The 21,270-nt window shown below is 58.7% G+C and carries 19 protein-coding genes; 14 read left to right on the top strand and 5 right to left on the bottom strand.

What is annotated here, in order from left to right; all coding sequences use genetic code 11:
• Window positions 1–77: 77 nt before the first annotated feature.
• Together OSH03_RS17630 and OSH03_RS17625 are read left to right on the top strand one after the other, a co-directional pair.
• Complete coding sequence (locus OSH03_RS17630) at window positions 78–716, top strand: DUF1007 family protein (protein ID WP_061097383.1); 639 nt, start codon at window positions 78–80, stop codon at window positions 714–716.
• A complete protein-coding gene (locus OSH03_RS17625) occupies window positions 707–1,699 on the top strand; it encodes a nickel/cobalt transporter (RefSeq protein WP_266179706.1) in 993 nt (330 codons plus the stop codon). Before OSH03_RS17630 ends, OSH03_RS17625 begins: the two co-directional genes overlap by 10 nt.
• 5 nt (window positions 1,700–1,704) lie before the next feature.
• On the opposite strand, the gene suhB is transcribed toward OSH03_RS17625, so the two are convergent.
• A complete protein-coding gene (gene suhB / locus OSH03_RS17620; protein ID WP_028014077.1) occupies window positions 1,705–2,508 on the bottom strand; it encodes an inositol-1-monophosphatase in 804 nt (267 codons plus the stop codon).
• 132 nt (window positions 2,509–2,640) lie between these two features.
• On the opposite strand from suhB, the gene trmJ reads away from it, so the two are divergent.
• From trmJ to sseB, 11 genes are all read left to right on the top strand, one after another.
• The gene (trmJ, locus tag OSH03_RS17615) at window positions 2,641–3,366 is read left to right on the top strand and encodes a tRNA (cytosine(32)/uridine(32)-2'-O)-methyltransferase TrmJ (protein WP_028014076.1); all 726 of its coding nucleotides are present in this window, start codon (window positions 2,641–2,643) and stop codon (window positions 3,364–3,366) included.
• Window positions 3,367–3,586: 220 nt separating this feature from the next.
• Complete coding sequence (gene iscR, locus OSH03_RS17610) at window positions 3,587–4,078, top strand: Fe-S cluster assembly transcriptional regulator IscR (RefSeq protein ID WP_008502158.1); 492 nt, start codon at window positions 3,587–3,589, stop codon at window positions 4,076–4,078.
• A 117-nt stretch (window positions 4,079–4,195) separates the two neighbouring features.
• Window positions 4,196–5,410, top strand: a complete 1,215-nt coding sequence (gene iscS / locus OSH03_RS17605; RefSeq protein ID WP_003860663.1) for a cysteine desulfurase — start codon at window positions 4,196–4,198, stop codon at window positions 5,408–5,410.
• A 24-nt stretch (window positions 5,411–5,434) separates the two neighbouring features.
• Window positions 5,435–5,821, top strand: coding sequence for a Fe-S cluster assembly scaffold IscU (gene iscU, locus OSH03_RS17600; protein ID WP_003860661.1), 387 nt, complete (start codon window positions 5,435–5,437; stop codon window positions 5,819–5,821).
• A gap of 13 nt (window positions 5,822–5,834) precedes the next feature.
• On the top strand, window positions 5,835–6,158 hold the full coding sequence (gene iscA, locus OSH03_RS17595) for an iron-sulfur cluster assembly protein IscA (protein WP_003860659.1): 324 nt from the start codon (window positions 5,835–5,837) through the stop codon (window positions 6,156–6,158).
• Between the two features lie 76 nt (window positions 6,159–6,234).
• Entirely contained in the window at window positions 6,235–6,750 is a 516-nt protein-coding gene (gene hscB / locus OSH03_RS17590; RefSeq protein WP_061097385.1) for a co-chaperone HscB, read from the top strand.
• Between the two features lie 14 nt (window positions 6,751–6,764).
• Complete coding sequence (gene hscA / locus OSH03_RS17585) at window positions 6,765–8,615, top strand: Fe-S protein assembly chaperone HscA (RefSeq protein WP_266179705.1); 1,851 nt, start codon at window positions 6,765–6,767, stop codon at window positions 8,613–8,615.
• Window position 8,616: 1 nt separating this feature from the next.
• Window positions 8,617–8,952 (top strand): ISC system 2Fe-2S type ferredoxin, encoded by a 336-nt coding sequence (gene fdx / locus OSH03_RS17580; RefSeq protein WP_003860652.1) that lies wholly within the window; start codon window positions 8,617–8,619, stop codon window positions 8,950–8,952.
• 1 nt (window position 8,953) lies between these two features.
• Complete coding sequence (iscX, locus tag OSH03_RS17575) at window positions 8,954–9,154, top strand: Fe-S cluster assembly protein IscX (RefSeq protein ID WP_003860650.1); 201 nt, start codon at window positions 8,954–8,956, stop codon at window positions 9,152–9,154.
• Window positions 9,155–9,207: 53 nt separating this feature from the next.
• Window positions 9,208–10,494, top strand: a complete 1,287-nt coding sequence (pepB, locus tag OSH03_RS17570; protein ID WP_061097387.1) for an aminopeptidase PepB — start codon at window positions 9,208–9,210, stop codon at window positions 10,492–10,494.
• A 110-nt stretch (window positions 10,495–10,604) separates the two neighbouring features.
• The gene (gene sseB / locus OSH03_RS17565) at window positions 10,605–11,381 is read left to right on the top strand and encodes an enhanced serine sensitivity protein SseB (protein ID WP_151414111.1); all 777 of its coding nucleotides are present in this window, start codon (window positions 10,605–10,607) and stop codon (window positions 11,379–11,381) included.
• Between the two features lie 17 nt (window positions 11,382–11,398).
• On the opposite strand, the gene OSH03_RS17560 is transcribed toward sseB, so the two are convergent.
• From OSH03_RS17560 to OSH03_RS17545, 4 genes are all read right to left on the bottom strand, one after another.
• Window positions 11,399–12,169, bottom strand: a complete 771-nt coding sequence (locus OSH03_RS17560; protein ID WP_151414110.1) for a MurR/RpiR family transcriptional regulator — start codon at window positions 12,167–12,169, stop codon at window positions 11,399–11,401.
• Window positions 12,169–13,014: a 3-mercaptopyruvate sulfurtransferase gene (gene sseA / locus OSH03_RS17555; RefSeq protein ID WP_253542961.1), complete on the bottom strand. Its 846-nt coding sequence runs from the start codon at window positions 13,012–13,014 to the stop codon at window positions 12,169–12,171. Before sseA ends, OSH03_RS17560 begins: the two co-directional genes overlap by 1 nt.
• Before the next feature lie 90 nt (window positions 13,015–13,104).
• The gene (locus tag OSH03_RS17550; protein WP_266179704.1) at window positions 13,105–14,472 is read right to left on the bottom strand and encodes a 6-phospho-alpha-glucosidase; all 1,368 of its coding nucleotides are present in this window, start codon (window positions 14,470–14,472) and stop codon (window positions 13,105–13,107) included.
• Between the two features lie 12 nt (window positions 14,473–14,484).
• A complete protein-coding gene (locus OSH03_RS17545; protein ID WP_266179703.1) occupies window positions 14,485–16,029 on the bottom strand; it encodes a PTS transporter subunit EIIC in 1,545 nt (514 codons plus the stop codon).
• A gap of 287 nt (window positions 16,030–16,316) precedes the next feature.
• On the opposite strand from OSH03_RS17545, the gene OSH03_RS17540 reads away from it, so the two are divergent.
• A complete protein-coding gene (locus tag OSH03_RS17540) occupies window positions 16,317–21,269 on the top strand; it encodes an alpha-2-macroglobulin family protein (protein WP_266179702.1) in 4,953 nt (1,650 codons plus the stop codon).
• Window position 21,270 lies beyond the last annotated feature (1 nt).

The following is a 21,270-nucleotide window of genomic DNA, read 5'->3' as shown; positions in this document are numbered from 1 at the left end:
GCGCTGAAAAGCGCGCCGGCAGGCCTTTCACTCAGGATTGCTGGGGAACATCACAGAATTTTTGACGTGAGGAATTGATGCAGACAGTTAAACAAAATGCGATGGCGGTATTTTTGGCGGTTATCACCTTCACCGCCAGCGCACATCCTCACAGTTTTATCAGCCTGAAAACCGAGCTGGTCACCGACGGCACGCAGCTGAGCGGCCTGAAAATGCGCTGGACGATGGATGAAATCACCTCGGCGGATCTGCTTTACGATGCGGGCAACGCGAAGCCCGGCGACGAAATCTGGAAAAAGCTGGCGGCGGAAGTGATGGCCAACGTGCTCGGGCAGCACTACTTCACCGAGTTCTGGCATAACGGACAAAAGGTGAAGTTCCTCAATCGCCCGACAGAATACGGCATGTCCCGCGACGGGCATCAGGCGGTGCTGACGTTCGTGCTGCCGCTGGCGCACCCGCAGCCGCTGGCAGGACAAACCTATACGTTTTCCACCTTTGATCCAACGTACTACGTCGACATGAGCTATGCCGAAGAGCGCGACGTTCAGCTTCCTGCGTCGTTGCAAAAAACCTGCAAAATTGCGGTCCACACTCCAAAGCCCAGCGAAGAGACGCTGAATTTTGCGGTCTCCCTCGATAAAGAAGATGCGCCACCGGAGGACATGGAGTTGGGTAAACAGTTTGCGCAGAAGGTGACGTTACAATGTCAGTGATCTCCTCTTCGGTACGAAAACCGCGCCGCTGGCTGCACCTCTGGCCGCTGGCGCTCTTTTTACTGTTAGCCTTCGGCGGTTCGCTCTGGCTGTGGCAGGCCTGGCCGCAGGTGATGATGAAAAGCATCATCTGGCAGCGTGAGGTCAACCAGCAGATGAGCGGGCTGCTGAAGGCGGTGGCGGAGAACCCGACCAAAGCGGGCGGTTCCCTGCTGGCGTTCAGCTTTATCTACGGCGTGCTGCACGCGCTGGGTCCGGGGCACGGTAAAATCGTTATCACCACCTGGCTTGCGACCCACCCGTCGAAGCTGAAATCGAGCATTGGCCTGACGCTGGCCTCTTCGCTGCTTCAGGGGGGCGTGGCAATTGCGCTCGTCGTGGTTGTGCTATCGCTATTACAGCTTCCCGCGCGCCAGCTGCACCTGAGCAGCTTCTGGCTGGAGAAGGGGAGCTATGCGCTGGTCGGCGTGCTGGGGCTGATCCTCTGCTGGCGGGCGCTGAAAAAGCTGCGCGCGCTGCTGCAAAAGCCCAAATTCAAAACCTTTACGCCGCACCACGTGCATGATGAACACTGCGGCTGCGGGCATCAGCATCTGCCGACGCAGGAACAATTACAGAGCGGTGACGACTGGCGCGCGCGGCTGATGATCGTTCTCTCGATGGGCATGCGCCCGTGCTCGGGGGCTATTATGGTGCTGCTGTTCAGTAAGGTGATTGGCGTGTTCGGCTGGGGAATGCTCTCGGCGCTGGCGATGGCGGCGGGAACGTCCCTCACCATTTCATCTTTAGCCCTGCTGGTACACAGCTTCCGTCAGCTGGCGGTAAAACTCAGCGGCAATAAAACGCCGGTACTGTGGCGGCAGGTAGGATGGACAACGCTCGCGCTGGCGGGGGGAGTGATTCTGCTGGTGGCGGCGGTGACGATGTGGATGAGTACGGTGCCGTTTAACACCCTCTCCCCTTTGGGGAGAGGGCTGGGGTGAGGGGATTAACGCTTCAGCGCATCGCTCAGCTCGTCACGCATGTTGGCCAGCATGGCTTTAACAACGCGTGGGTTACCCGCAACGATGTTGCCGGTGGTCATGTAGTTGTGGCCGCCGGTGAAGTCGCAAACAATCGCGCCGGCTTCACGCGCGATCAGCTCGCCCGCAGCAAAGTCCCACGGCTTCAGTGACAGTTCGAAGTAACCGTCAACGCGGCCGGTGGCAACGTAGGCCAGATCCAGCGCAGCGGAGCCGGTGCGACGGAAGTCCGCGCATTCGGTGAACAGCTTGCCCAGAATATTCATATAGGTGGTTGCGTGCTGCTTCGCCTTGAACGGGAAGCCGGTCGCCAGGATGGTGCCGTCCAGGTCGCGTGCATTGCTGCAGCGCAGACGGTAGCCGTTCAGCTGTGCGCCCTGGCCACGGGTAGCAGTGAACAGTTCGTTACGCATTGGATCGTAAACAACGGCGACTTCAGTACGGCCTTTGATGCGTACTGCGATTGACACAGAGAAGTGTGGCAGGCGTTTGACGAAGTTGGTGGTGCCATCCAGTGGATCGATAACCCATTGAACATCCTGATCGGTACCTTCATGTTCACCGCTTTCTTCGGTGATGATGGTGTGCTGCGGGTAAGATTTACGGATCGTTTCGATAATAATCGCTTCTGCGGCTTTATCGACGTTAGTCACGAAATCATTGCTGCCTTTCTGGCTGGTTTCTACGGAGTCTGGCGTTTCGTAGTGTTTGGCAATTACGTTACCCGCCTTGCGCGCTGCGCGCACGGCGATGGTCAGCATCGGATGCATCGGTCTCTCTCACTGGATGTTAAAGAACAGGAAAATCGGCGCAGAGTATAGCAGCGGGATCGGATTATGTCTCCCGTTTATGATAATATGCCCGAATATTCTTCAGACACTGAATCCAGACATCTAAAAATTATGCTGCAAAACATTCGAATCGTGCTGGTCGAAACATCGCACACCGGCAACATGGGCTCCGTTGCCCGCGCTATGAAAACCATGGGCTTAACGAACCTGTGGCTGGTTAACCCGCTGGTGAAGCCCGATTCCCAGGCCATCGCTCTGGCGGCCGGGGCCAGCGACGTGATTGGCAACGCGCAGATCGTCGATACCCTCGACGAAGCGCTGGCCGGCTGCAGCCTTGTTGTGGGCACCAGCGCGCGCTCACGCACGCTGCCGTGGCCGATGCTGGACCCGCGTGAATGCGGCCTGAAAAGCGTCTCAGAAGCAGAGCAGGCGCCAGTTGCGCTGGTGTTTGGCCGCGAGCGCGTTGGCCTGACCAACGACGAACTGCAGAAGTGCCACTACCACGTGGCGATTGCCGCCAACCCGGAATACAGCTCGCTGAACCTGGCGATGGCAGTGCAGGTTATCGCCTACGAAGTGCGTATGGCGTGGCTGGCGACGCAGGAGAAGCAGGCAGAACCGAAAGAAGAGACGGCCTATCCGCTGGTGGACGACCTGGAGCGTTTCTACGGTCACCTGGAGCAGACGCTGCTCGCGACCGGCTTCATCCGTGAAGGTCACCCGGGCCAGGTAATGAACAAGCTGCGCCGCATGTTCACCCGCGCGCGCCCGGAAAGCCAGGAGCTGAATATCCTGCGCGGAATTCTTGCGTCGATTGAGCAGAAGAATAAAGAGTAGTGCCGCTTTGTTTTCTCCCTCTCCCTGTGGGAGAGGGACGGGGTGAGGGCATCAGGCCGCACCCAGGCAAAACGGCACGGAAGGTTAAATACCTGACTAAAACAGTCAAGTAAATAGTTGACCATTTTAGTCAGGAATGTCAGACTTGGCCCTGCTATGCAATACCCCCATTTTACAATAAAAAACCCCGGGCAGGGGCGAGTTTGAGGTTAAGTAAGACATGAGACTGACATCTAAAGGGCGTTATGCCGTGACCGCGATGCTGGACGTTGCGCTCAACTCCGAAGCGGGCCCGGTTCCGTTGGCTGATATTTCTGAACGACAAGGGATCTCCCTCTCTTACCTGGAACAGCTGTTCTCCAGACTGCGTAAAAATGGACTGGTTTCCAGCGTTCGTGGCCCGGGCGGCGGTTATCTGCTGGGGAAAGACGCGGGCAGTATTGCGGTTGGCGAAGTGATTAGCGCCGTTGACGAATCCGTTGACGCGACCCGTTGCCAGGGTAAAGGCGGCTGCCAGGGCGGCGATAAGTGCCTGACCCACGCGCTGTGGCGCGATTTGAGCGACCGTCTGACCGGCTTCCTGAACAACATCACCCTCGGTGAGCTGGTCAATAACCAGGAAGTTCTGGACGTATCAGGCCGTCAGCACAGCCATGATTCACAACGTAGCACCCGCGCGCAGGACGCTATCGACGTCAAATTACGCGCGTAATAAAACGATAAGTATTTCAGAATCAGGCCGGGGTGATAACACCCCGCGTACTCGGTCGTACATCCAGCCGGTTGCCTGATTCCTTGCATTGAAGCGATGTACGGAGTTTATAGAGCAATGAAATTACCGATTTATCTCGACTACTCCGCAACCACGCCGGTGGACCCGCGTGTTGCCGAGAAAATGATGCAGTGTCTGACCCTGGACGGAAACTTTGGTAACCCAGCTTCCCGTTCACACCGTTTTGGCTGGCATGCTGAAGAGGCGGTGGATATCGCCCGTAATCAGATTGCTGACCTGGTGGGTGCCGACCCGCGTGAGATTGTTTTCACCTCCGGTGCGACCGAATCCGACAACCTGGCGATCAAAGGTGCAGCCAACTTTTATCAGAAAAAAGGCAAGCACATCATCACCAGCAAAACCGAACACAAAGCCGTGCTGGACACCTGCCGTCAGCTGGAGCGTGAAGGGTTTGAAGTGACTTACCTGGCGCCACAGAGCAACGGTATTATTGACCTGAAAGAGCTCGAAGCAGCCATGCGTGATGACACCATTCTGGTCTCCATCATGCACGTTAACAACGAAATCGGCGTCGTTCAGGACATCGCGACCATCGGCGAAATGTGCCGCGCGCGCGGTATCATCTACCACGTGGATGCGACCCAGAGCGTGGGCAAACTGCCTATCGACCTGAGCCAGCTGAAAGTCGACCTGATGTCCTTCTCCGGCCACAAAATCTATGGCCCGAAAGGGATCGGCGCGCTGTACGTTCGTCGTAAACCGCGTATCCGCATCGAAGCACAGATGCACGGCGGCGGTCACGAGCGCGGCATGCGTTCCGGTACGCTGCCTGTTCATCAGATCGTGGGCATGGGCGAAGCGTACCGCATTGCAAAAGAAGAGATGGAAACCGAGATGGCGCGCCTGCGCACGCTGCGTAACCGTCTGTGGGACGGCGTGAAAGATATGGAAGAAGTATATCTGAACGGCGATCTCGAGCAGGGCGCGCCGAACATCCTCAACGTCAGCTTCAACTATGTTGAAGGCGAATCGCTGATCATGGCGCTGAAAGACCTGGCCGTTTCTTCCGGTTCTGCCTGTACGTCTGCAAGCCTGGAGCCATCCTACGTGCTGCGCGCGCTGGGCATGACCGACGAGCTGGCACACAGCTCTATCCGTTTCTCTTTAGGTCGTTTCACTACCGAAGAAGAGATTGACTACACCATCAAGCTGGTTCGTAACTCCATAGGCCGTCTGCGCGATCTTTCTCCACTGTGGGAAATGTTTAAGCAGGGCGTGGATCTGAACAGCATTGAATGGTCACATCACTAATCGGTACATAAGGAGAATTCAATCATGGCATACAGCGAAAAAGTTATCGATCATTACGAGAACCCGCGCAACGTTGGCTCTTTTGACAACAGCGACGAATCTGTCGGTAGCGGCATGGTTGGCGCACCGGCGTGTGGCGACGTGATGAAGTTGCAGATTAAAGTCAACAATGAAGGTATCATTGAAGACGCGCGCTTCAAGACCTACGGCTGCGGTTCTGCAATTGCGTCCAGCTCCCTGGTCACCGAATGGGTGAAGGGCAAGTCTCTGGACGAAGCACAGGCAATCAAAAACACGGATATTGCTGAAGAACTCGAACTGCCGCCGGTGAAAATTCACTGTTCAATTCTGGCAGAAGACGCGATCAAAGCCGCCATTGCGGATTATAAAAGCAAACGTGAAGCAAAATAATTGAGGTTTGAGTATGTCGATTACCCTTAGCGACAGCGCTGCCGCGCGAGTAAGCTCTTTTCTGGCGAACCGTGGTAAAGGCTTTGGCCTGCGACTGGGCGTACGTACCTCCGGCTGTTCTGGTATGGCTTACGTACTGGAGTTTGTTGACGAGCCGGCGTCTGACGACACCGTGTTTGAAGACAAGGGCGTGAAGGTGGTGGTCGATGGCAAAAGCCTGCAATTCCTCAACGGCACTCAGCTGGACTTCGTAAAAGAAGGCCTGAATGAAGGGTTCAAATTCACGAACCCGAACGTCAAAGACGAGTGTGGTTGCGGCGAAAGCTTCCACGTTTAACCGCGCGTCATCCGAAACCCCACCGCAGGATCTCTGTGTGTGGGGTTTGTTCTAACAGGCTACCCCTGAGATTGTTATGGATTACTTCACTCTCTTCGGACTACCCGCTCAATACCCGATCGATTTGCAGGCTCTGACGGTCCGCTTTCAGGATCTGCAGCGTCAGTATCATCCGGATAAATTCGCCAGCGGGACGCAGGCAGAACAGCTGGCTGCGGTTTCCCACTCTGCCACCATCAATCAGGCCTGGCAGACGCTGCGCCATCCGCTGGCGCGAGCAGAATACCTGCTCTCGCTCCACGGCTTTGATCTCGCGAGCGAGCAGCACACCGTGCGCGACACGGCGTTTCTGATGGAGCAGCTTACGCTTCGCGAAGAGCTGGACGAGATTGAACAGGCCAAAGACGAAGCGCGTCTGGAAAGCTTCATCAAGCGCGTGAAGGGCATGTTCGATACCCGCCATCAGCAGATGGTGGAGCAACTGAACAACGAGACCTGGGACGTGGCGGCAGATACTGTGCGCAAACTCCGTTTTCTCGATAAACTGCGAAGCAGCGCTGAACAACTCGAAGAAAAGCTGCTCGATTTTTAATTTCGGAAGCAATTATGGCCTTATTACAAATTAGTGAGCCTGGCTTAAGTGCCGCACCGCACCAGCGTCGACTGGCGGTGGGTATCGATCTGGGCACCACCAATTCCCTCGTGGCGACCGTGCGCAGCGGCCAGGCGGAAACGCTGGCCGACGAGCAGGGCCGCCATCTGCTGCCTTCCGTGGTTCACTACCAGCAGCAGGGGTACGCGGTCGGCTATGACGCCCGCGCCAACGCCGCGCGCGATCCGGCCAACACCATCAGCTCCGTCAAGCGCATGATGGGCCGCTCGCTGGCCGATATTCAGGCCCGCTATCCGCATCTGCCGTATCAGCTGCAGGCCAGTGAAAACGGCCTGCCGATGATCGCGACCGCGGCCGGCCTGCTGAACCCGATTCGCGTTTCCGCTGACATCCTCAAAGCGCTGGCGGAGCGTGCTAAAGCGACGCTCGGCGGCGATCTGGACGGCGTGGTGATCACCGTTCCGGCCTATTTTGACGATGCACAGCGTCAGGGCACCAAAGACGCCGCGCGTCTGGCGGGCCTGCACGTGCTGCGCCTGCTGAACGAACCGACGGCGGCGGCGATTGCCTACGGCCTCGACTCCGGTCAGGAAGGGGTAATCGCGGTTTACGACCTCGGCGGCGGCACCTTTGATATCTCGATCCTGCGCTTAAGCCGCGGGGTGTTTGAAGTCCTGGCGACCGGCGGGGATTCCGCGCTGGGCGGCGATGACTTCGACCATCTGCTGGCGGATTACATTCGCGAGCAGGCGGGCATCAGCGATCGCAGCGATACCCGCGTACAGCGTGAACTGCTGGATGCGGCGATTGACGCCAAAATCGCCCTGAGCGATGCGCAGGCGGTTACCGTTAATGTCGCAGGCTGGCAGGGTGACATCACCCGCGACCAGCTCAGCGATCTGATTGCCCCGCTGGTGAAACGTACCCTGCTGGCCTGCCGTCGCGCATTGAAAGATGCGGGCGTCGAGGCCAGCGAGGTGCTGGAAGTGGTCATGGTGGGCGGTTCGACCCGCGTGCCGCTGGTGCGCGAGCGCGTGGGCGAATTCTTTGGCCGCACGCCGCTGACCTCCATCGACCCGGACAAAGTGGTCGCCGTGGGCGCCGCGATCCAGGCCGATATTCTGGTCGGCAACAAGCCGGACAGCGAAATGCTGCTGCTGGACGTCATCCCGCTGTCGCTGGGTTTAGAAACCATGGGCGGCCTGGTGGAGAAAGTGATCCCGCGTAACACCACCATTCCGGTGGCGCGCGCGCAGGAGTTCACTACCTTTAAGGACGGCCAGACCGCGATGTCCATCCACGTGATGCAGGGCGAACGCGAGCTGGTGCAGGACTGCCGCTCTCTGGCGCGCTTTGCGCTGCGCGGCATTCCGGCGCTACCTGCGGGCGGGGCGCATATTCGCGTGACTTTCCAGGTGGATGCGGACGGCCTGCTGAGCGTCACGGCGATGGAAAAATCCACCGGCGTGGAATCGTCCATCCAGGTGAAGCCGTCCTACGGCCTGACCGATGGCGAAATCGCCTCCATGATTCAGGACTCAATGAGCTACGCCGAGCAGGATGTGAAGGCGCGTATGCTGGCTGAACAAAAAGTTGAAGCCGCCCGCGTGCTGGAAAGCCTGAACGGCGCGCTTGCTGCCGATGCCGCGCTGTTAAGCGCCGCTGAGCGTCAGGTAATTGACGAGGCTGCCGCGCACTTAAGCGAGGTCGCTGAAGGCAATGACGCTGACGCAATAGAAGAAGCCATTAAAAACGTTGATAAACAAACCCAGGACTTCGCTGCTCGCCGCATGGACAAATCTGTCCGCGTCGCGCTGAAAGGCCAGTCCGTGGACGAGGTTTAATATGCCAAAGATTGTTATTTTGCCTCATGCGGACCTCTGTCCGGATGGCGCTGTTCTGGAAGCGAAGACCGGTGAAACCATTCTCGATGTTGCCCTGCGTGCAGGTATCGAAGTGGAACACGCCTGTGAAAAATCCTGTGCCTGCACCACCTGCCACTGCATCGTGCGTGAAGGTTTTGACTCTCTCGCCGAGAGCACCGAAGACGAAGACGACATGCTGGATAAAGCATGGGGTCTGGAGCCAGACAGCCGCCTGAGCTGCCAGGCCGCGGTGACCGATGAAGATCTGGTCGTGGAATTCCCACGCTATACCATCAACCACGCACGCGAGCATTAATATGGGACTGAAGTGGACAGACAGCCGCGAAATCGGCGAAGCGCTCTACGACGCGAACCCGGATCTCGATCCGAAGACCGTACGATTCACCGACATGCACCAGTGGATCTGCGATTTAGAGGATTTCGACGACGATCCAAACGCATCCAATGAAAAAATTCTGGAGGCGATTCTGTTAGTCTGGTTAGATGAAGCAGAGTAAATCACTTAACGGGCTGCCTTCAGGCGGCCCGTTTGCTAATAAGGATAAATAAAATGACCGAAGCGATGAAGATTACGCTCTCTACGCAGCCAGCCGACGCGCGCTGGGGCGAGAAAGCCACGTACAGCATCAACAACGACGGTATTACCCTGCACCTGACGGGCAAAGATGATTTAGGTCTGATCCAGCGCGCGGCGCGTAAAATTGATGGACTGGGCATTAAGCATGTGTCCCTGGAAGGCGAAGGCTGGGACACCGACCGCAGCTGGGCATTCTGGGCGGGCTACAAAGGCCCGAAGGGCACCCGCAAAATTGAGTGGGCGAACCTCGACGAAGCCGGTCAAAAAGAGCTGGAAAGCCGCCTGCAAATTATCGACTGGGTGCGCGACACCATCAACGCCCCGGCGGAAGAGTTAGGCCCTGAGCAGCTGGCGCAGCGCGCGGTTGACCTGCTGTGCGGCGTGGCGGGCGACAAGATGTCTTACCGTATCACCAAAGGTGAAGATCTGCGCGAGCAGAACTACATGGGCATCCACACCGTGGGCCGCGGTTCTGAGCGTCCTCCGGTCCTGCTGGCGCTGGATTACAACCCAACCGGCGATAAAGAAGCTCCGGTGTTTGCCTGCCTGGTGGGTAAAGGCATCACCTTTGACACCGGCGGCTACAGCCTGAAGCAGAGCGCGTTCATGGACTCCATGAAGTCCGACATGGGCGGCGCGGCTACCATCACCGGCGCGCTGGCGTTCGCCATCACCCGCGGTCTGAACAAGCGCGTGAAGCTCTACCTGTGCTGCGCGGACAACATGGTGAGCGGCAACGCCTTCAAGCTGGGCGACATCATTCGCTACCGCAACGGTAAAAACGTTGAGGTGATGAACACCGACGCCGAAGGCCGTCTGGTGCTGGCCGATGGCCTGATCGACGCCTCCGCGCAGAAGCCAGAGCTGATTATCGACATGGCGACCCTGACCGGCGCGGCGAAAACCGCCCTGGGCAACGACTACCACGCGCTGTTCAGCTTCGACGACAAGCTGGCCGCTCGCCTGCTGGCAAGCGCCGCTGCGGAAAACGAACCGTTCTGGCGTCTGCCTCTGGCCGAGTTCCACCGCAGCCAGCTGCCGTCTAACTTTGCCGAACTGAACAACACCGCGAGCGCGGCGTACCCGGCGGGGGCAAGCACCGCAGCAGGCTTCCTGTCGCACTTCGTTGAGAATTATCACGAAGGCTGGCTGCACATCGACTGCTCCGCAACCTACCGTAAAGCGGCAGTTGAGCAGTGGTCCGCGGGCGCGACCGGTCTGGGCGTGCGTACCGTGGCGAACCTGCTGACGGCTGAGTAATCGTTGCCCCTCACCCCAGCCCTCTCCCCAAAGGGGAGAGGGTGTTCAAATTCCCTCTCCCCTTTGGGGAGAGGGTTAGGGTGAGGGGAAAAGCACCATCTGGAATAACTATGTCCGAAACCAAAAACGAATTAGAAACCCTGCTGGAGCAGGCGGCGACCGAGCCCGCCCACCGTCCGGCATTTTTCCGCACGCTGCTGGAATCCACCGTCTGGGTGCCGGGCACCGCGGCGGAAGGTGAGCAGGTTGTCGAAGACAGCGCGCTGGATCTGCTGCACTGGGAGAAAGACGACGGCACCTCGGTGATCCCGTTCTTCACCTCGCTGGAAGCGCTGCAGGAAGCGGTAGAAGATGAACAGGCGTTCGTGGTGATGCCGGTGCGTACCCTGTTTGAAATGACGCTGGGCCAGACGCTGTTCCTTAACGCTAAGCTGCCAACCGGGAAAGAGTTCACCCCGCGTGAAATCAGCCACCTGATCGGTGAAGAGGGTAACCCGCTCAGCACCCAGGAGGTGCTGGAAGGGGGAGAAACGCTGCTGCTGTCTGAGGTGGCCGAGCCGCCTGCGCAGATGATCGATTCGCTGACCACGCTGTTCAAAACCCTGAAACCGGTTAGACGCGCGTTCCTCTGCTCGATCAAAGAGAGCGCTGACGAAAAGCCTGTTCTGCTGATTGGGATTGAGGCCGACGGCGATATCGACGACATCATTCAGGCGGCGGGAAGCGTGGCCACCGACACGCTGCCTGGCGATGAGCCGATCGATATCTGTCAGGTGACGAAAGGTGAAAAGGGCATCAGCCACTTTATCACCGAACACATCCCCCCGTTCTACGAGCGTCGCTGGGGCGGCTTCCTGCGCGATCTCAAGACTAACCGCATCATCTGATTACGGCGGGGTGAATATCACCCCGTTGCTTCCAGCAGCAGTAGATCCATCAGCAGCACCAGATTCGACTCAAACGACGTCACGCCCGCGGCTTCGGCGGCGAAGTGCACCGCTTCGTCATAGAGAGCAAAATGCACGTCCGCCATCCCCGCCAGCGTATTGGCCGACGCGCGGGTAAAGGCGACGATCGTCATGCCGACGTTTTTGGCAATCCGCGCTTTATCCAGCACCTGCTCCGTTTCGCCGCTTCGCGAAACGGCGATAAACACCTGATAGCGGGCGGCGTTGCTGAGGAAAATATTCCGGCTGTCCCCCGGCCCGGAGATGAACGCCGTTTTGCCCAACACCTGCAGCTTCTTGGTCAGGTACTCGGCAAACAGATAGGAAAATCCGGCCCCGTAGAGAAAAAAGCTCTCTTTCTGGCGCAGCAGCCCGGCAAACTGCTGGCGCTTCTCCTGCGTGACCCACTGGAAGGTGTGCTGATAGTTGGCGATAAACTGATTAAACAGCGCCGGGAGTTCAGGAAGGGATTGCGCCTCGGCGGCAATATGCGGCGTGTCGGAGAGCAGCTGCTTGCAGTGCCAGATAAATTCGCTAAAGCCGCTGAACCCCAGCTTCTGACACAGCCGCATAATGGTGGCGGTCGAAACAAACGTCGCCTGCGCCAGCTCACGCACCGTGATGTTGCCCACCAGCAGCGGATGCTCCGTGAGGTGGGCGAGGACGCGATACTCCGCGCGGGTCAGCGACGCCCCGCGCGTTAACAGCGTGGCCAGGCGGTTATCCATTATTTCGTTGGTTCAACCGGCAGATCGTCTCGCGCACCCCATTCGCTCCAGGCGCCGTCGTAGAGCGTGACGTCGTTCGCGCCGAGCGTGGCGAGCGCCAGAATCACTACGCAGGCGGTTACGCCGGAACCGCAGCTGGCAATAATCGGACGATGTAAATCCACGCCCGCACGATCAAAAATGGCGCGCAGCTCGTCGGTGGTTTTCAGCTCGCCCTCAAACACCAGGTCGCCCCACGGCACGTTCAGCGCCCCCGGGATATGTCCGCGCTTCAGTCCCGGACGCGGCTCGTCCGCTTCGGCATTAAAGCGCGGGGCGGGGCGGGCATCGACGATTTGCGCCGTTTTTTCATGGCTCGCGACCAGCACGTCGGTCAGGCGTTTCACCACGTTAGCGTCGAACGTCGCGTCGAACTCGCCTTCCGGCAGCGTCACGTCGCCCTGCTGGAGCGGCAGCTCGTCGCGCTTCCAGCCCGCCAGACCGCCCGCCAGAATCGAAACTTTTTCCACGCCAAACTGTTTCAGCATCCACCACGCGCGCGGCGCGGAGAAGAGGTTACCTTCATCGTAAACAACAAGATGTTTGTCTTTGCTGACGCCCAGCTCGCGCATCGCCACGGAAAACGCTTCCGGGCGCGGCAGCATGTGCGGCAGGGGGGAGGTATGATCGGAGAGGGCTTCGATATCAAAAAATACCGCGCCAGGCAGATGCCCTTCGCGGTATTCACCTGGAACGTCTCGATGTTCCTGGCCCGGCGGGGCCATACGCGCGTCAATGATCTGGACTTCCGGATCGTCGCCGTGCTCAATCAGCCAGTCGGCGGCGACAAAATATGAGGTGGACATGGGTTGCCTCCATTCTTTTCCGTAAAAAAGGATTGTCGGTGTTTTTTCTGACACCGACAAGCAAACCTCGTTCAACTCGCGAGCAAGCCCCTATTTTTTCACCGGTTCGCCATCCTGCCAGGCTTTTTGCAGCGCAGGCCAGTAGTCGCGGTTGGCTTCAATCATCTCATCCAGAATCGCTTTCGCGTGCTCCATGGTCGGCACGGTGCGGTTGAGGGTGAACGCCTGAAGCGCTTTCTCATAGCTGCCCTCGATGGTCGCCTCTACCAGCAGCTGTTCAGACGCCAGCTGCTGTTGCAGCAGAGTCTGATGGAACAGCGGCACCTGCCCCACGCGCACAGGCTCCGGCCCTTCGGAGGTGATATAGGCGGGCACTTCCACCACCGCATCGTACGGCAGATTGGTTATCGCCCCGCGGTTTTCCACCATCACCAGATGTCGTTGGCGCAGGTTAAAGGCCAGCGAGCAGGCGACATCGACGATAAACTCGCCGTGAACGCCCACGTGGAAGGCATCCGGTAAAATCCCGGTGCGCTTGTACTCTTCAGCAGCGGCAAAAAGTTTTTTCTCACGCCCGTTCATCACTTCATTGGCGCGGGTATAGTCCGGGTTCTGATGCTCCACAATCTGGTTCGGCATCAGGTAGTACTGCAAATACGGGTTCGGCAGGTACTCCGGGAAGTTATCCATAATCGGCTTGATGTTGCGCCAGGTTTTAACCCACGATGGATCGGAGTGCTGCGGATCGGTTTTGGCCGCATCTTCCGTCAGCAGGCCAAACTTCGCGATATGCTTGCGCAGCTCCGGCAGCTTGTCCTCGCCGTCCACCAGCACGCGGGTAAACCAGCCGAAGTGGTTCAGGCCAAAGTAGTCCACCTCCAGCCTGCGGCGATCCACGCCCAGAATGGCCCCCATATTGCGCATCGCGGCGACGGGCATATCGCAAATGTTCAGCACCCGGGCATTCGGGCGCAGGCGGCGCACGCCCTCCGCGACGATCGCCGCCGGGTTGGAGTAGTTCACGATCCAGGCTTTTGCATGCGCGTAGCGATCCACCAGATCGATAAGCTCCACCATCGGCAGGATCGTGCGCAGCCCGTAGGCCAGCCCGCCGGGGCCGCAGGTCTCCTGGCCGACCACGCCGTGACGCAGCGGGATCTTCTCATCCTGCTCGCGCATTTTGTACTGGCCGACGCGCATCTGGGCGAAGACGAAATGCGCGCCGCTGAACGCCACTTCCGGATCGCTGGTGACGGTAAATTTGATGCTCTGGCTGTGGTCGCGAATCACTTTCTCAACCACCGGCGCAATGGTGTTCTGACGCGCCTCGTCAATGTCATAGAGGCGGATTTCGGCCAGCGGGAAATCCTGCAGGCGCACCATCAGGCTTTTCACTATACCCGGCGTGTAGGTGCTGCCGCCGCCGGCAATCGACAGAATGAATGGGGGTGTAAACATCTTTAGCTCCTTTCAGAGAAACGTCTCAACGGCTTCTCGCATTTTTTTGACGTGCAGCCCGTAGACCACCTGAACGTTATTACCTTGTTTGATAACCCCTTTCGCGCCGGTCGCCTTCAGGCGCGGCTCGTCGATGATGGCGACATCCTTCACCGTGACGCGTAAGCGGGTGTAGCAGTTATCCACAACCTCAATATTTTCCCGGCCGCCCAGGCCCACCACGATGGACTCGCCCAGCCCGTCGTTATTGCCTTTCGCCTGGTACTCCTGCTTGCTGTAGAGGCGTGTCTCCCGATCTTCATCCTCACGGCCCGGGGTTTTCATGTTGAAGCGCAGGATCAGGAAGCGGAACACCACGAAGTAGAGGGCAAACATGATCAGCCCAACCACGATGTACATCGGCCAGTTGGATTTCTCGGTGCCGAGCGGCAGGTTGTAGAGAATGAAATCGATTATCCCGTTGGCGCCGATGGCGTGAACGCCCAGCAGCGAGAACAGCATCATGCCGATACCGGTCAGTACCGCATGCACCACGAACAGCTGCGGGGCGACGAACAGGAAGGAGAACTCAATCGGCTCGGTCACGCCGACCAGCAGCGAGGTCAGCGCCGCCGGGATCAGAATGGCTTTCGCAACGGCTTTACGCTCCGGCTTCGCGGTCATGTACATCGCCAGCGCGGCGGCGGGCAGGCCGAACATCTTGCTGATGCCGCGCGCGTCCCACACTACCGTACTGCTGAGCTGCTTCACGTCCGGGCAGGCCATCTCGGCGAAGTAGATATTGCGCGCGCCCTGATAGGTTGCGCCGCACACCTCCTGCGTGCCGCCCAGTTCGGTATAGAGGAACGGCGTATAAACCAGATGATGCAGGCCGGTCGGCACAAGAATGCGCTCAAGGAAACCGTAAATGGCTACGCCGAACGGGCCGGAACCTTTAATGGCCAGCGCCAGCGCGCTAATGCCGTGCTGGGCAAACGGCCAGAGTTCGCTCATTACCACGCCGAGCAGCATAGAGACGGGCAACATGACAATCGCCACAAAGCAGTGGCCGGAGTAAATCGCCATCGCGCCGTTAAACTGTACGCCGGAATATTTGTTGTACAGATAACCGGAGAGCGCCCCGGTCAGGATCCCGGCGAAAACGCCCATCTCCAGCACCTGAACGCCCAGCACCATGCTTTGCCCGGCGGCTTTCATCTGCTCAGCAGGGGCCAGTTCGCCCTGCAGCTGTAGCGTCACGTTCATGGCATTGATAAACACCACGAAGGTCACCAACCCAATCAGCGCCGCGTAGCCTTTATCGCGCGTCGCCAGGCCAATCGGGATCCCGACGGCAAACACCAGCGCCAGGTTGACCAGTACCGACACGGCAGATTTGGCGATCAGCTGGCCGATACTCTGGATAAGCGGATGGCCAAGGAACGGCAAGTATTCGGCCAGGTTGCCGTTGCCCAGCACATTTCCAAAGGCGATAAACAGACCGACAATCGGTAAGATAAGTACCGGTCCGTACAATGATTTTCCGAAATTTTGTAGGGCGTTCACGGCTCGTTTCATGGCTTTCTCTCTTATTGAACCGCGCACTCGGGGTGCGTCATGGTCATAAAACTAGCAGGCTCAGAGCGGACATATCCAGCTATCTTATTGTTTTAAAAACAAATGACGTAAAAGGTAACATGTGACGTTATGCGCTGTGATCGCTGTTCCATCCCGGTATAACGGGGGAATACCATTCTGCGAGGCGCTTTCCAGATTCTAAAATTGGACTTTTGGTATTAACGAAACTTGCGGATAATACTTATCCGGACGACGACCAACAGGCCCCCTCAGGCCAGGGACACAGGATGAAACCGTTTCGCTTAGCCGCGATCTCTCTCGCGCTGCTCACCACGTTTACGCTTGTCGGCTGTGATAACAGCGACGATAAGCCTCAGGCTGCTGCGCCAGCAGCGTCTACTGCATCAACACCGAAAGCCGCAGAAAAGCCCGACGCTGAAAAGCTGGCTAAAATGGCCGCCCAGAGTCAGGGAAAAGCGCTGACCCTGCTTGATGCCTCTGAAATTCAGCTCGACGGTGCCGCCACGCTGGTGTTGACCTTCTCTGTGCCGCTGGATCCAAATCAGGATTTCGCCAAAACGGTGCATGTCGTGGATAAGAAAAGCGGCAAAGTTGACGGGGCGTGGGAACTTGCGCCTAACCTGAAAGAGCTTCGCCTGCGTCATCTGGAGCCTAACCGAAACCTGGTCATCACCGTAGATCGTGGCCTGGTGGCGCTGAACAAAGCGACCTTTGGCATTGATTATGAAAAAGCCCTGACCACGCGAGATATAGAACCAACGGTCGGTTTTGCCAGCCGCGGCTCGCTGCTGCCGGGCAAGGTGGTGGAAGGTCTGCCGGTGATGGCGCTTAACGTCAACAATGTGGACGTCAATTTCTACCGCGTGAAGCCGGAATCGCTGGCCTCGTTTGTCAGCCAGTGGGAGTACCGTAACGCCCTGACCAACTGGGAATCCGACAATCTGCTGAAGATGGCGGAGCTGGTCTATACCGGCCGTTTTGACCTCAATCCGGCGCGCAACACGCGTGAAAAATTGCTCCTGCCGCTCAAGGATATCAAGCCGCTTCAGCAGTCCGGCGTTTATATCGCCGTCATGAACCAGGCCGGGCACTACAACTACAGCAATGCCGCAACGCTCTTTACCCTGAGCGATATCGGTTTGTCCGCTCACCGCTATCATAACCGGCTGGACATTTTCACCCAGAGTCTGGAAAACGGTGCGGCGCAGTCCGGCGTCACCGTCACGCTGTTGAATGACAAAGGGCAGACGCTTGCCGAGGCGAACAGCGACGCCGACGGTCATGCGAAGCTTGAAACCGATAAAGAAGCCGCGCTGATTCTGGCCAGCAAAGACGGCCAGACCACCCTGCTTGACCTCAAGCTTCCGGCGCTGGATCTGGCGGAGTTCGATATTGCCGGTAACCCGGGCTTCAGCAAGCAATTCTTTATGTTTGGCCCGCGCGATCTCTATCGTCCGGGTGAAACGGTGATCCTCAACGGCTTACTGCGCGACAGCGACGGAAAACCGCTTCCCGACCAGCCCGTGAAGCTTGACGTGCTGCGCCCGGACGGCCAGGTGGCACGCACGATCGTTGTTCAGCCTGAGAACGGCCTCTACCGCTTCAATTATCCGCTGGATAGCGGCGCGCAGACCGGCATGTGGCATATTCGCGCCAACACGGGCGATAACCTGCAGCGCCTGTGGGACTTCCACGTCGAAGACTTCATGCCTGAGCGTATGGCGCTGAACCTGACGGGACAAAAAGCGCCGGTTTCCCCGCAGGATAACGTGGACTTTAACGTCGTGGGCTATTATCTCTATGGCGCGCCGGCCAACGGCAACTCGCTGCAGGGCCAGCTTTTCCTGCGTCCGCTGCGCGAGGCGGTTGCTGCGCTGCCGGGCTTCCAGTTCGGTGATATTGCTGAGGAAAACCTGAGCCGCAGCCTGGATGAAGTACAGCTTACGCTGGACGAGCAGGGGCGCGGGCAGGTGACCACCGAAAGCCAGTGGAAAGAGGTACACTCGCCGCTGCAGCTGATTCTGCAGGCCAGCCTGCTGGAGTCGGGCGGTCGTCCCGTGACGCGCCGCGCTGAGCAGGCCATCTGGCCCGCGGCGGAGCTGCCGGGTATCCGCCCGCAGTTCGCCAGTAAAGCGGTTTACGACTACCGTACCGATACCACCGTCAACCAGCCGATTGTCGATGAGAACGGCAACGCCAGCTTTGACATCGTCTATGCCGATGCCAGCGGGGCGAAAAAAGCGGTGTCCGGCTTGCAGGTTCGTCTGATCCGCGAGCGCCGCGACTACTTCTGGAACTGGTCTGAGAGCGAAGGCTGGCAGTCTCAGTTCGATCAAAAAGATCTGGTTGAGGGCGAGCAGGAGCTTAGCCTCAAAGCCGATGAAACCGGCAAAGTCACCTTCCCGGTGGAGTGGGGCTCATACCGTCTGGAAGTGAAAGCGCCTGATGAAATGGTCAGCAGCGTGCGCTTCTGGGCAGGCTACAGCTGGCAGGATAACAGTGACGGCACGGGAGCCGCACGCCCTGACCGCGTGACGCTGAAACTGGATAAGCCGGCCTATCAGCCAGGCGATACCATCCAGCTGCACATTGCAGCGCCAGCCGCAGGCAAGGGCTATGCCATGATTGAATCCAGCGAAGGGCCGCTGTGGTGGAAAGAGATCGACGTACCGGCAAACGGTCTGGATCTCTCCATTCCGGTGGATAAAGCCTGGAAACGGCACGATCTCTACCTCAGCACGCTGGTGGTGCGTCCTGGCGATAAATCCAGATCCGCCACGCCGAAGCGCGCGGTCGGCCTGCTGCATCTGCCGATGGGCGACGAAAATCGCCGTCTGAACATTGCGCTGGATAATCCGCAGAAAATGCGTCCAAACCAGACTCTCTCCGTGAAGGTGAAGGCCAGCGTGAAAGAGGGGGCGGTTCCGCAGAAAGTGAACGTGCTGGTCTCGGCGGTGGACAGCGGCGTGCTGAATATTACCGATTACGTCACGCCGGATCCGTGGCAGGCTTTCTTTGGCCAGAAGCGCTACGGCGCGGATATCTACGATATCTACGGCCAGGTCATTGAAGGGCAGGGCCGTATGGCCGCGCTGCGCTTCGGTGGTGATGGCGATGAACTCAAGCGCGGCGGCAAACCGCCGGTGAACCACGTCACCATTATTGCCCAGCAGGCTCAGCCGGTTACGCTGGATGCCAACGGAGAAGGCACCGTTACGCTGCCGATTGGTGATTTCAACGGCGAACTGCGTCTGATGGCACAGGCGTGGACGGAAGATGATTTCGGCAGCAGCGAAAGTAAGGTTGTGGTGGCCGCGCCGGTTATTACCGAGCTTAATACGCCGCGCTTCCTGGCTAGTGGAGATACCTCACGGCTGACGCTGGATCTCACTAACCTGACCGACAAACCGCAAACGCTGAACGTCGCCCTGAGCGCGACAGGCAAACTGTCACTGGAAGGCGCACAGCCGCAGCCGGTTCAGTTGCCTCCGGGCGCGCGCAGCACCCTGTTCATTCCGGTGCGCGCGCTGGAGGGGTATGGCGACGGTGAGGTGACGGCGCAGGTTACCGGCCTGGAGCTTCCGGGCGAAACCTTTGCCCCGCAGCAGAAGAGCTGGAAAATCGGCATTCGTCCGGCGTTCCCGGCGCAGACGGTCAATACCGGTGCCATGCTGAACCCCGGCGAGTCCTGGACCGCACCGGCGCAGCATAGTAACGGTTTCTCTCCTGCCACCCTGCAGGGGCAACTGCTGCTGAGCGGCAAACCACCGCTCAACCTGGCACGCTACATCCGCGAGCTGCAAGCGTATCCGTATGGCTGCCTGGAACAAACCACCAGCGGCCTGTTCCCGTCCCTCTATACCAACGCGGCGCAGCTGGCCGCGCTTGGCATCAAAGGAGATACCGATGACAAGCGTCGTGCTGCCATTGATATCGGGATCTCTCGCCTGCTGCAGATGCAGCGTGATGATGGCGGTTTTGCCTTGTGGGATAAAAACGGCCCTGAAGAGTACTGGCTGACCGCCTATGTGACTGACTTCCTGGTGCGCGCGGGCGAGCAGGGTTATAGCGTACCTGCCGATGCGGTGAACAACGCCAACAACCGTCTGCTGCGCTACCTGCAGGATCCGGGCATGATGTCTATCCGCTACAGCGACGACACCCAGGCCAGCAAATTTGCCGTACAGGCGTATGCCTCGCTGGTGCTGGCGCGTCAGCAAAAAGCGCCGCTCGGTGCGCTGCGTGAAATCTGGGAGCGTCACGCTCAGGCCGCCTCCGGGCTGCCGCTGATGCAGCTGGGTATGGCGCTTAAACTGATGGGCGACGCGCCGCGCAGCCAGCAGGCGCTGGATCTGGCACTTAAAACGCCGCGCAACGACAGCAAAAACTGGATGGCCGATTACGGCAGTCAGTTGCGCGATAATGCCCTGATGCTCTCCCTGCTGGAGGAGTACAAGCTGCTGCCGGATGCGCAAAATACGCTGCTGAACGCGTTGTCTGAACAGGCTTTCAGCCAGCGCTGGCTGTCTACTCAGGAAAGCAACGCGCTGTTCCTGGCCGGACGTTCTCTGCAAACCTTGTCCGGTGCATGGCAGGCGAAAACCTCCCTGTCTGATACCGCATCAGGCGGCGATAAGGCGCAGGTACAAAACGTAAACAGCGACCAGCTTGGTGCGCTGCAGGTCACCAATACCGGCACGGCACCGCTGTGGGTACGTCTGGACAGCACCGGCTATCCGGAATATGCGCCTCAGCCGAGCTCCAGCGTGCTGCAGGTTGAGCGTCATATCCTGGCAACAGACGGCAGCAGCAAATCACTCTCTTCGCTGAAGAGCGGTGAGCTGGTGCTGGTCTGGCTTGAAGTGAAAGCCAGCCAGAACGTGCCGGATGCGCTGGTAGTGGATCTTCTCCCGGCAGGTCTGGAGCTGGAAAACCAGAACCTGGCGAGCAGCAGCGCCAGCCTGCAGGACAGCGGTAGCGAAGTGCAGAACCTGCTCAGCCAGATGCAGCAGGCGGACATTCAGCATATGGAGTTCCGCGACGACCGCTTTGTGGCAGCCGTGCCGGTAAACGAAGGTCAGCCGGTCACGCTGGTCTATCTGGCCCGCGCCGTGACGCCGGGAACCTATCAGGTGCCGGTTCCGATGGTGGAGTCTATGTACGTTCCGCAGTGGCGGGCAACGGGTGCGGCCAGCGGCCCGCTGATTGTTGTTCCGTAAC

The organism is Enterobacter nematophilus (assembly GCF_026344075.1).
Taxonomy (GTDB): domain Bacteria; phylum Pseudomonadota; class Gammaproteobacteria; order Enterobacterales; family Enterobacteriaceae; genus Enterobacter; species Enterobacter nematophilus.
This window is presented reverse-complemented; position numbering and strand designations above follow the sequence as displayed.

What these genes read in the sequence shown, in the direction of transcription:
- OSH03_RS17630 (WP_061097383.1), top strand. Translation starts at nt 78, where the DNA reads ATGCAGACAGTTAAACAAAATGCGATGGCGGTATTTTTGGCGGTTATC.
- OSH03_RS17625 (WP_266179706.1), top strand. Translation starts at nt 707, where the DNA reads ATGTCAGTGATCTCCTCTTCGGTACGAAAACCGCGCCGCTGGCTGCAC.
- suhB (WP_028014077.1), bottom strand. Translation starts at nt 2,508, where the DNA reads ATGCATCCGATGCTGACCATCGCCGTGCGCGCAGCGCGCAAGGCGGGT.
- trmJ (WP_028014076.1), top strand. Translation starts at nt 2,641, where the DNA reads ATGCTGCAAAACATTCGAATCGTGCTGGTCGAAACATCGCACACCGGC.
- iscR (WP_008502158.1), top strand. Translation starts at nt 3,587, where the DNA reads ATGAGACTGACATCTAAAGGGCGTTATGCCGTGACCGCGATGCTGGAC.
- iscS (WP_003860663.1), top strand. Translation starts at nt 4,196, where the DNA reads ATGAAATTACCGATTTATCTCGACTACTCCGCAACCACGCCGGTGGAC.
- iscU (WP_003860661.1), top strand. Translation starts at nt 5,435, where the DNA reads ATGGCATACAGCGAAAAAGTTATCGATCATTACGAGAACCCGCGCAAC.
- iscA (WP_003860659.1), top strand. Translation starts at nt 5,835, where the DNA reads ATGTCGATTACCCTTAGCGACAGCGCTGCCGCGCGAGTAAGCTCTTTT.
- hscB (WP_061097385.1), top strand. Translation starts at nt 6,235, where the DNA reads ATGGATTACTTCACTCTCTTCGGACTACCCGCTCAATACCCGATCGAT.
- hscA (WP_266179705.1), top strand. Translation starts at nt 6,765, where the DNA reads ATGGCCTTATTACAAATTAGTGAGCCTGGCTTAAGTGCCGCACCGCAC.
- fdx (WP_003860652.1), top strand. Translation starts at nt 8,617, where the DNA reads ATGCCAAAGATTGTTATTTTGCCTCATGCGGACCTCTGTCCGGATGGC.
- iscX (WP_003860650.1), top strand. Translation starts at nt 8,954, where the DNA reads ATGGGACTGAAGTGGACAGACAGCCGCGAAATCGGCGAAGCGCTCTAC.
- pepB (WP_061097387.1), top strand. Translation starts at nt 9,208, where the DNA reads ATGACCGAAGCGATGAAGATTACGCTCTCTACGCAGCCAGCCGACGCG.
- sseB (WP_151414111.1), top strand. Translation starts at nt 10,605, where the DNA reads ATGTCCGAAACCAAAAACGAATTAGAAACCCTGCTGGAGCAGGCGGCG.
- OSH03_RS17560 (WP_151414110.1), bottom strand. Translation starts at nt 12,169, where the DNA reads ATGGATAACCGCCTGGCCACGCTGTTAACGCGCGGGGCGTCGCTGACC.
- sseA (WP_253542961.1), bottom strand. Translation starts at nt 13,014, where the DNA reads ATGTCCACCTCATATTTTGTCGCCGCCGACTGGCTGATTGAGCACGGC.
- OSH03_RS17550 (WP_266179704.1), bottom strand. Translation starts at nt 14,472, where the DNA reads ATGTTTACACCCCCATTCATTCTGTCGATTGCCGGCGGCGGCAGCACC.
- OSH03_RS17545 (WP_266179703.1), bottom strand. Translation starts at nt 16,029, where the DNA reads ATGAAACGAGCCGTGAACGCCCTACAAAATTTCGGAAAATCATTGTAC.
- OSH03_RS17540 (WP_266179702.1), top strand. Translation starts at nt 16,317, where the DNA reads ATGAAACCGTTTCGCTTAGCCGCGATCTCTCTCGCGCTGCTCACCACG.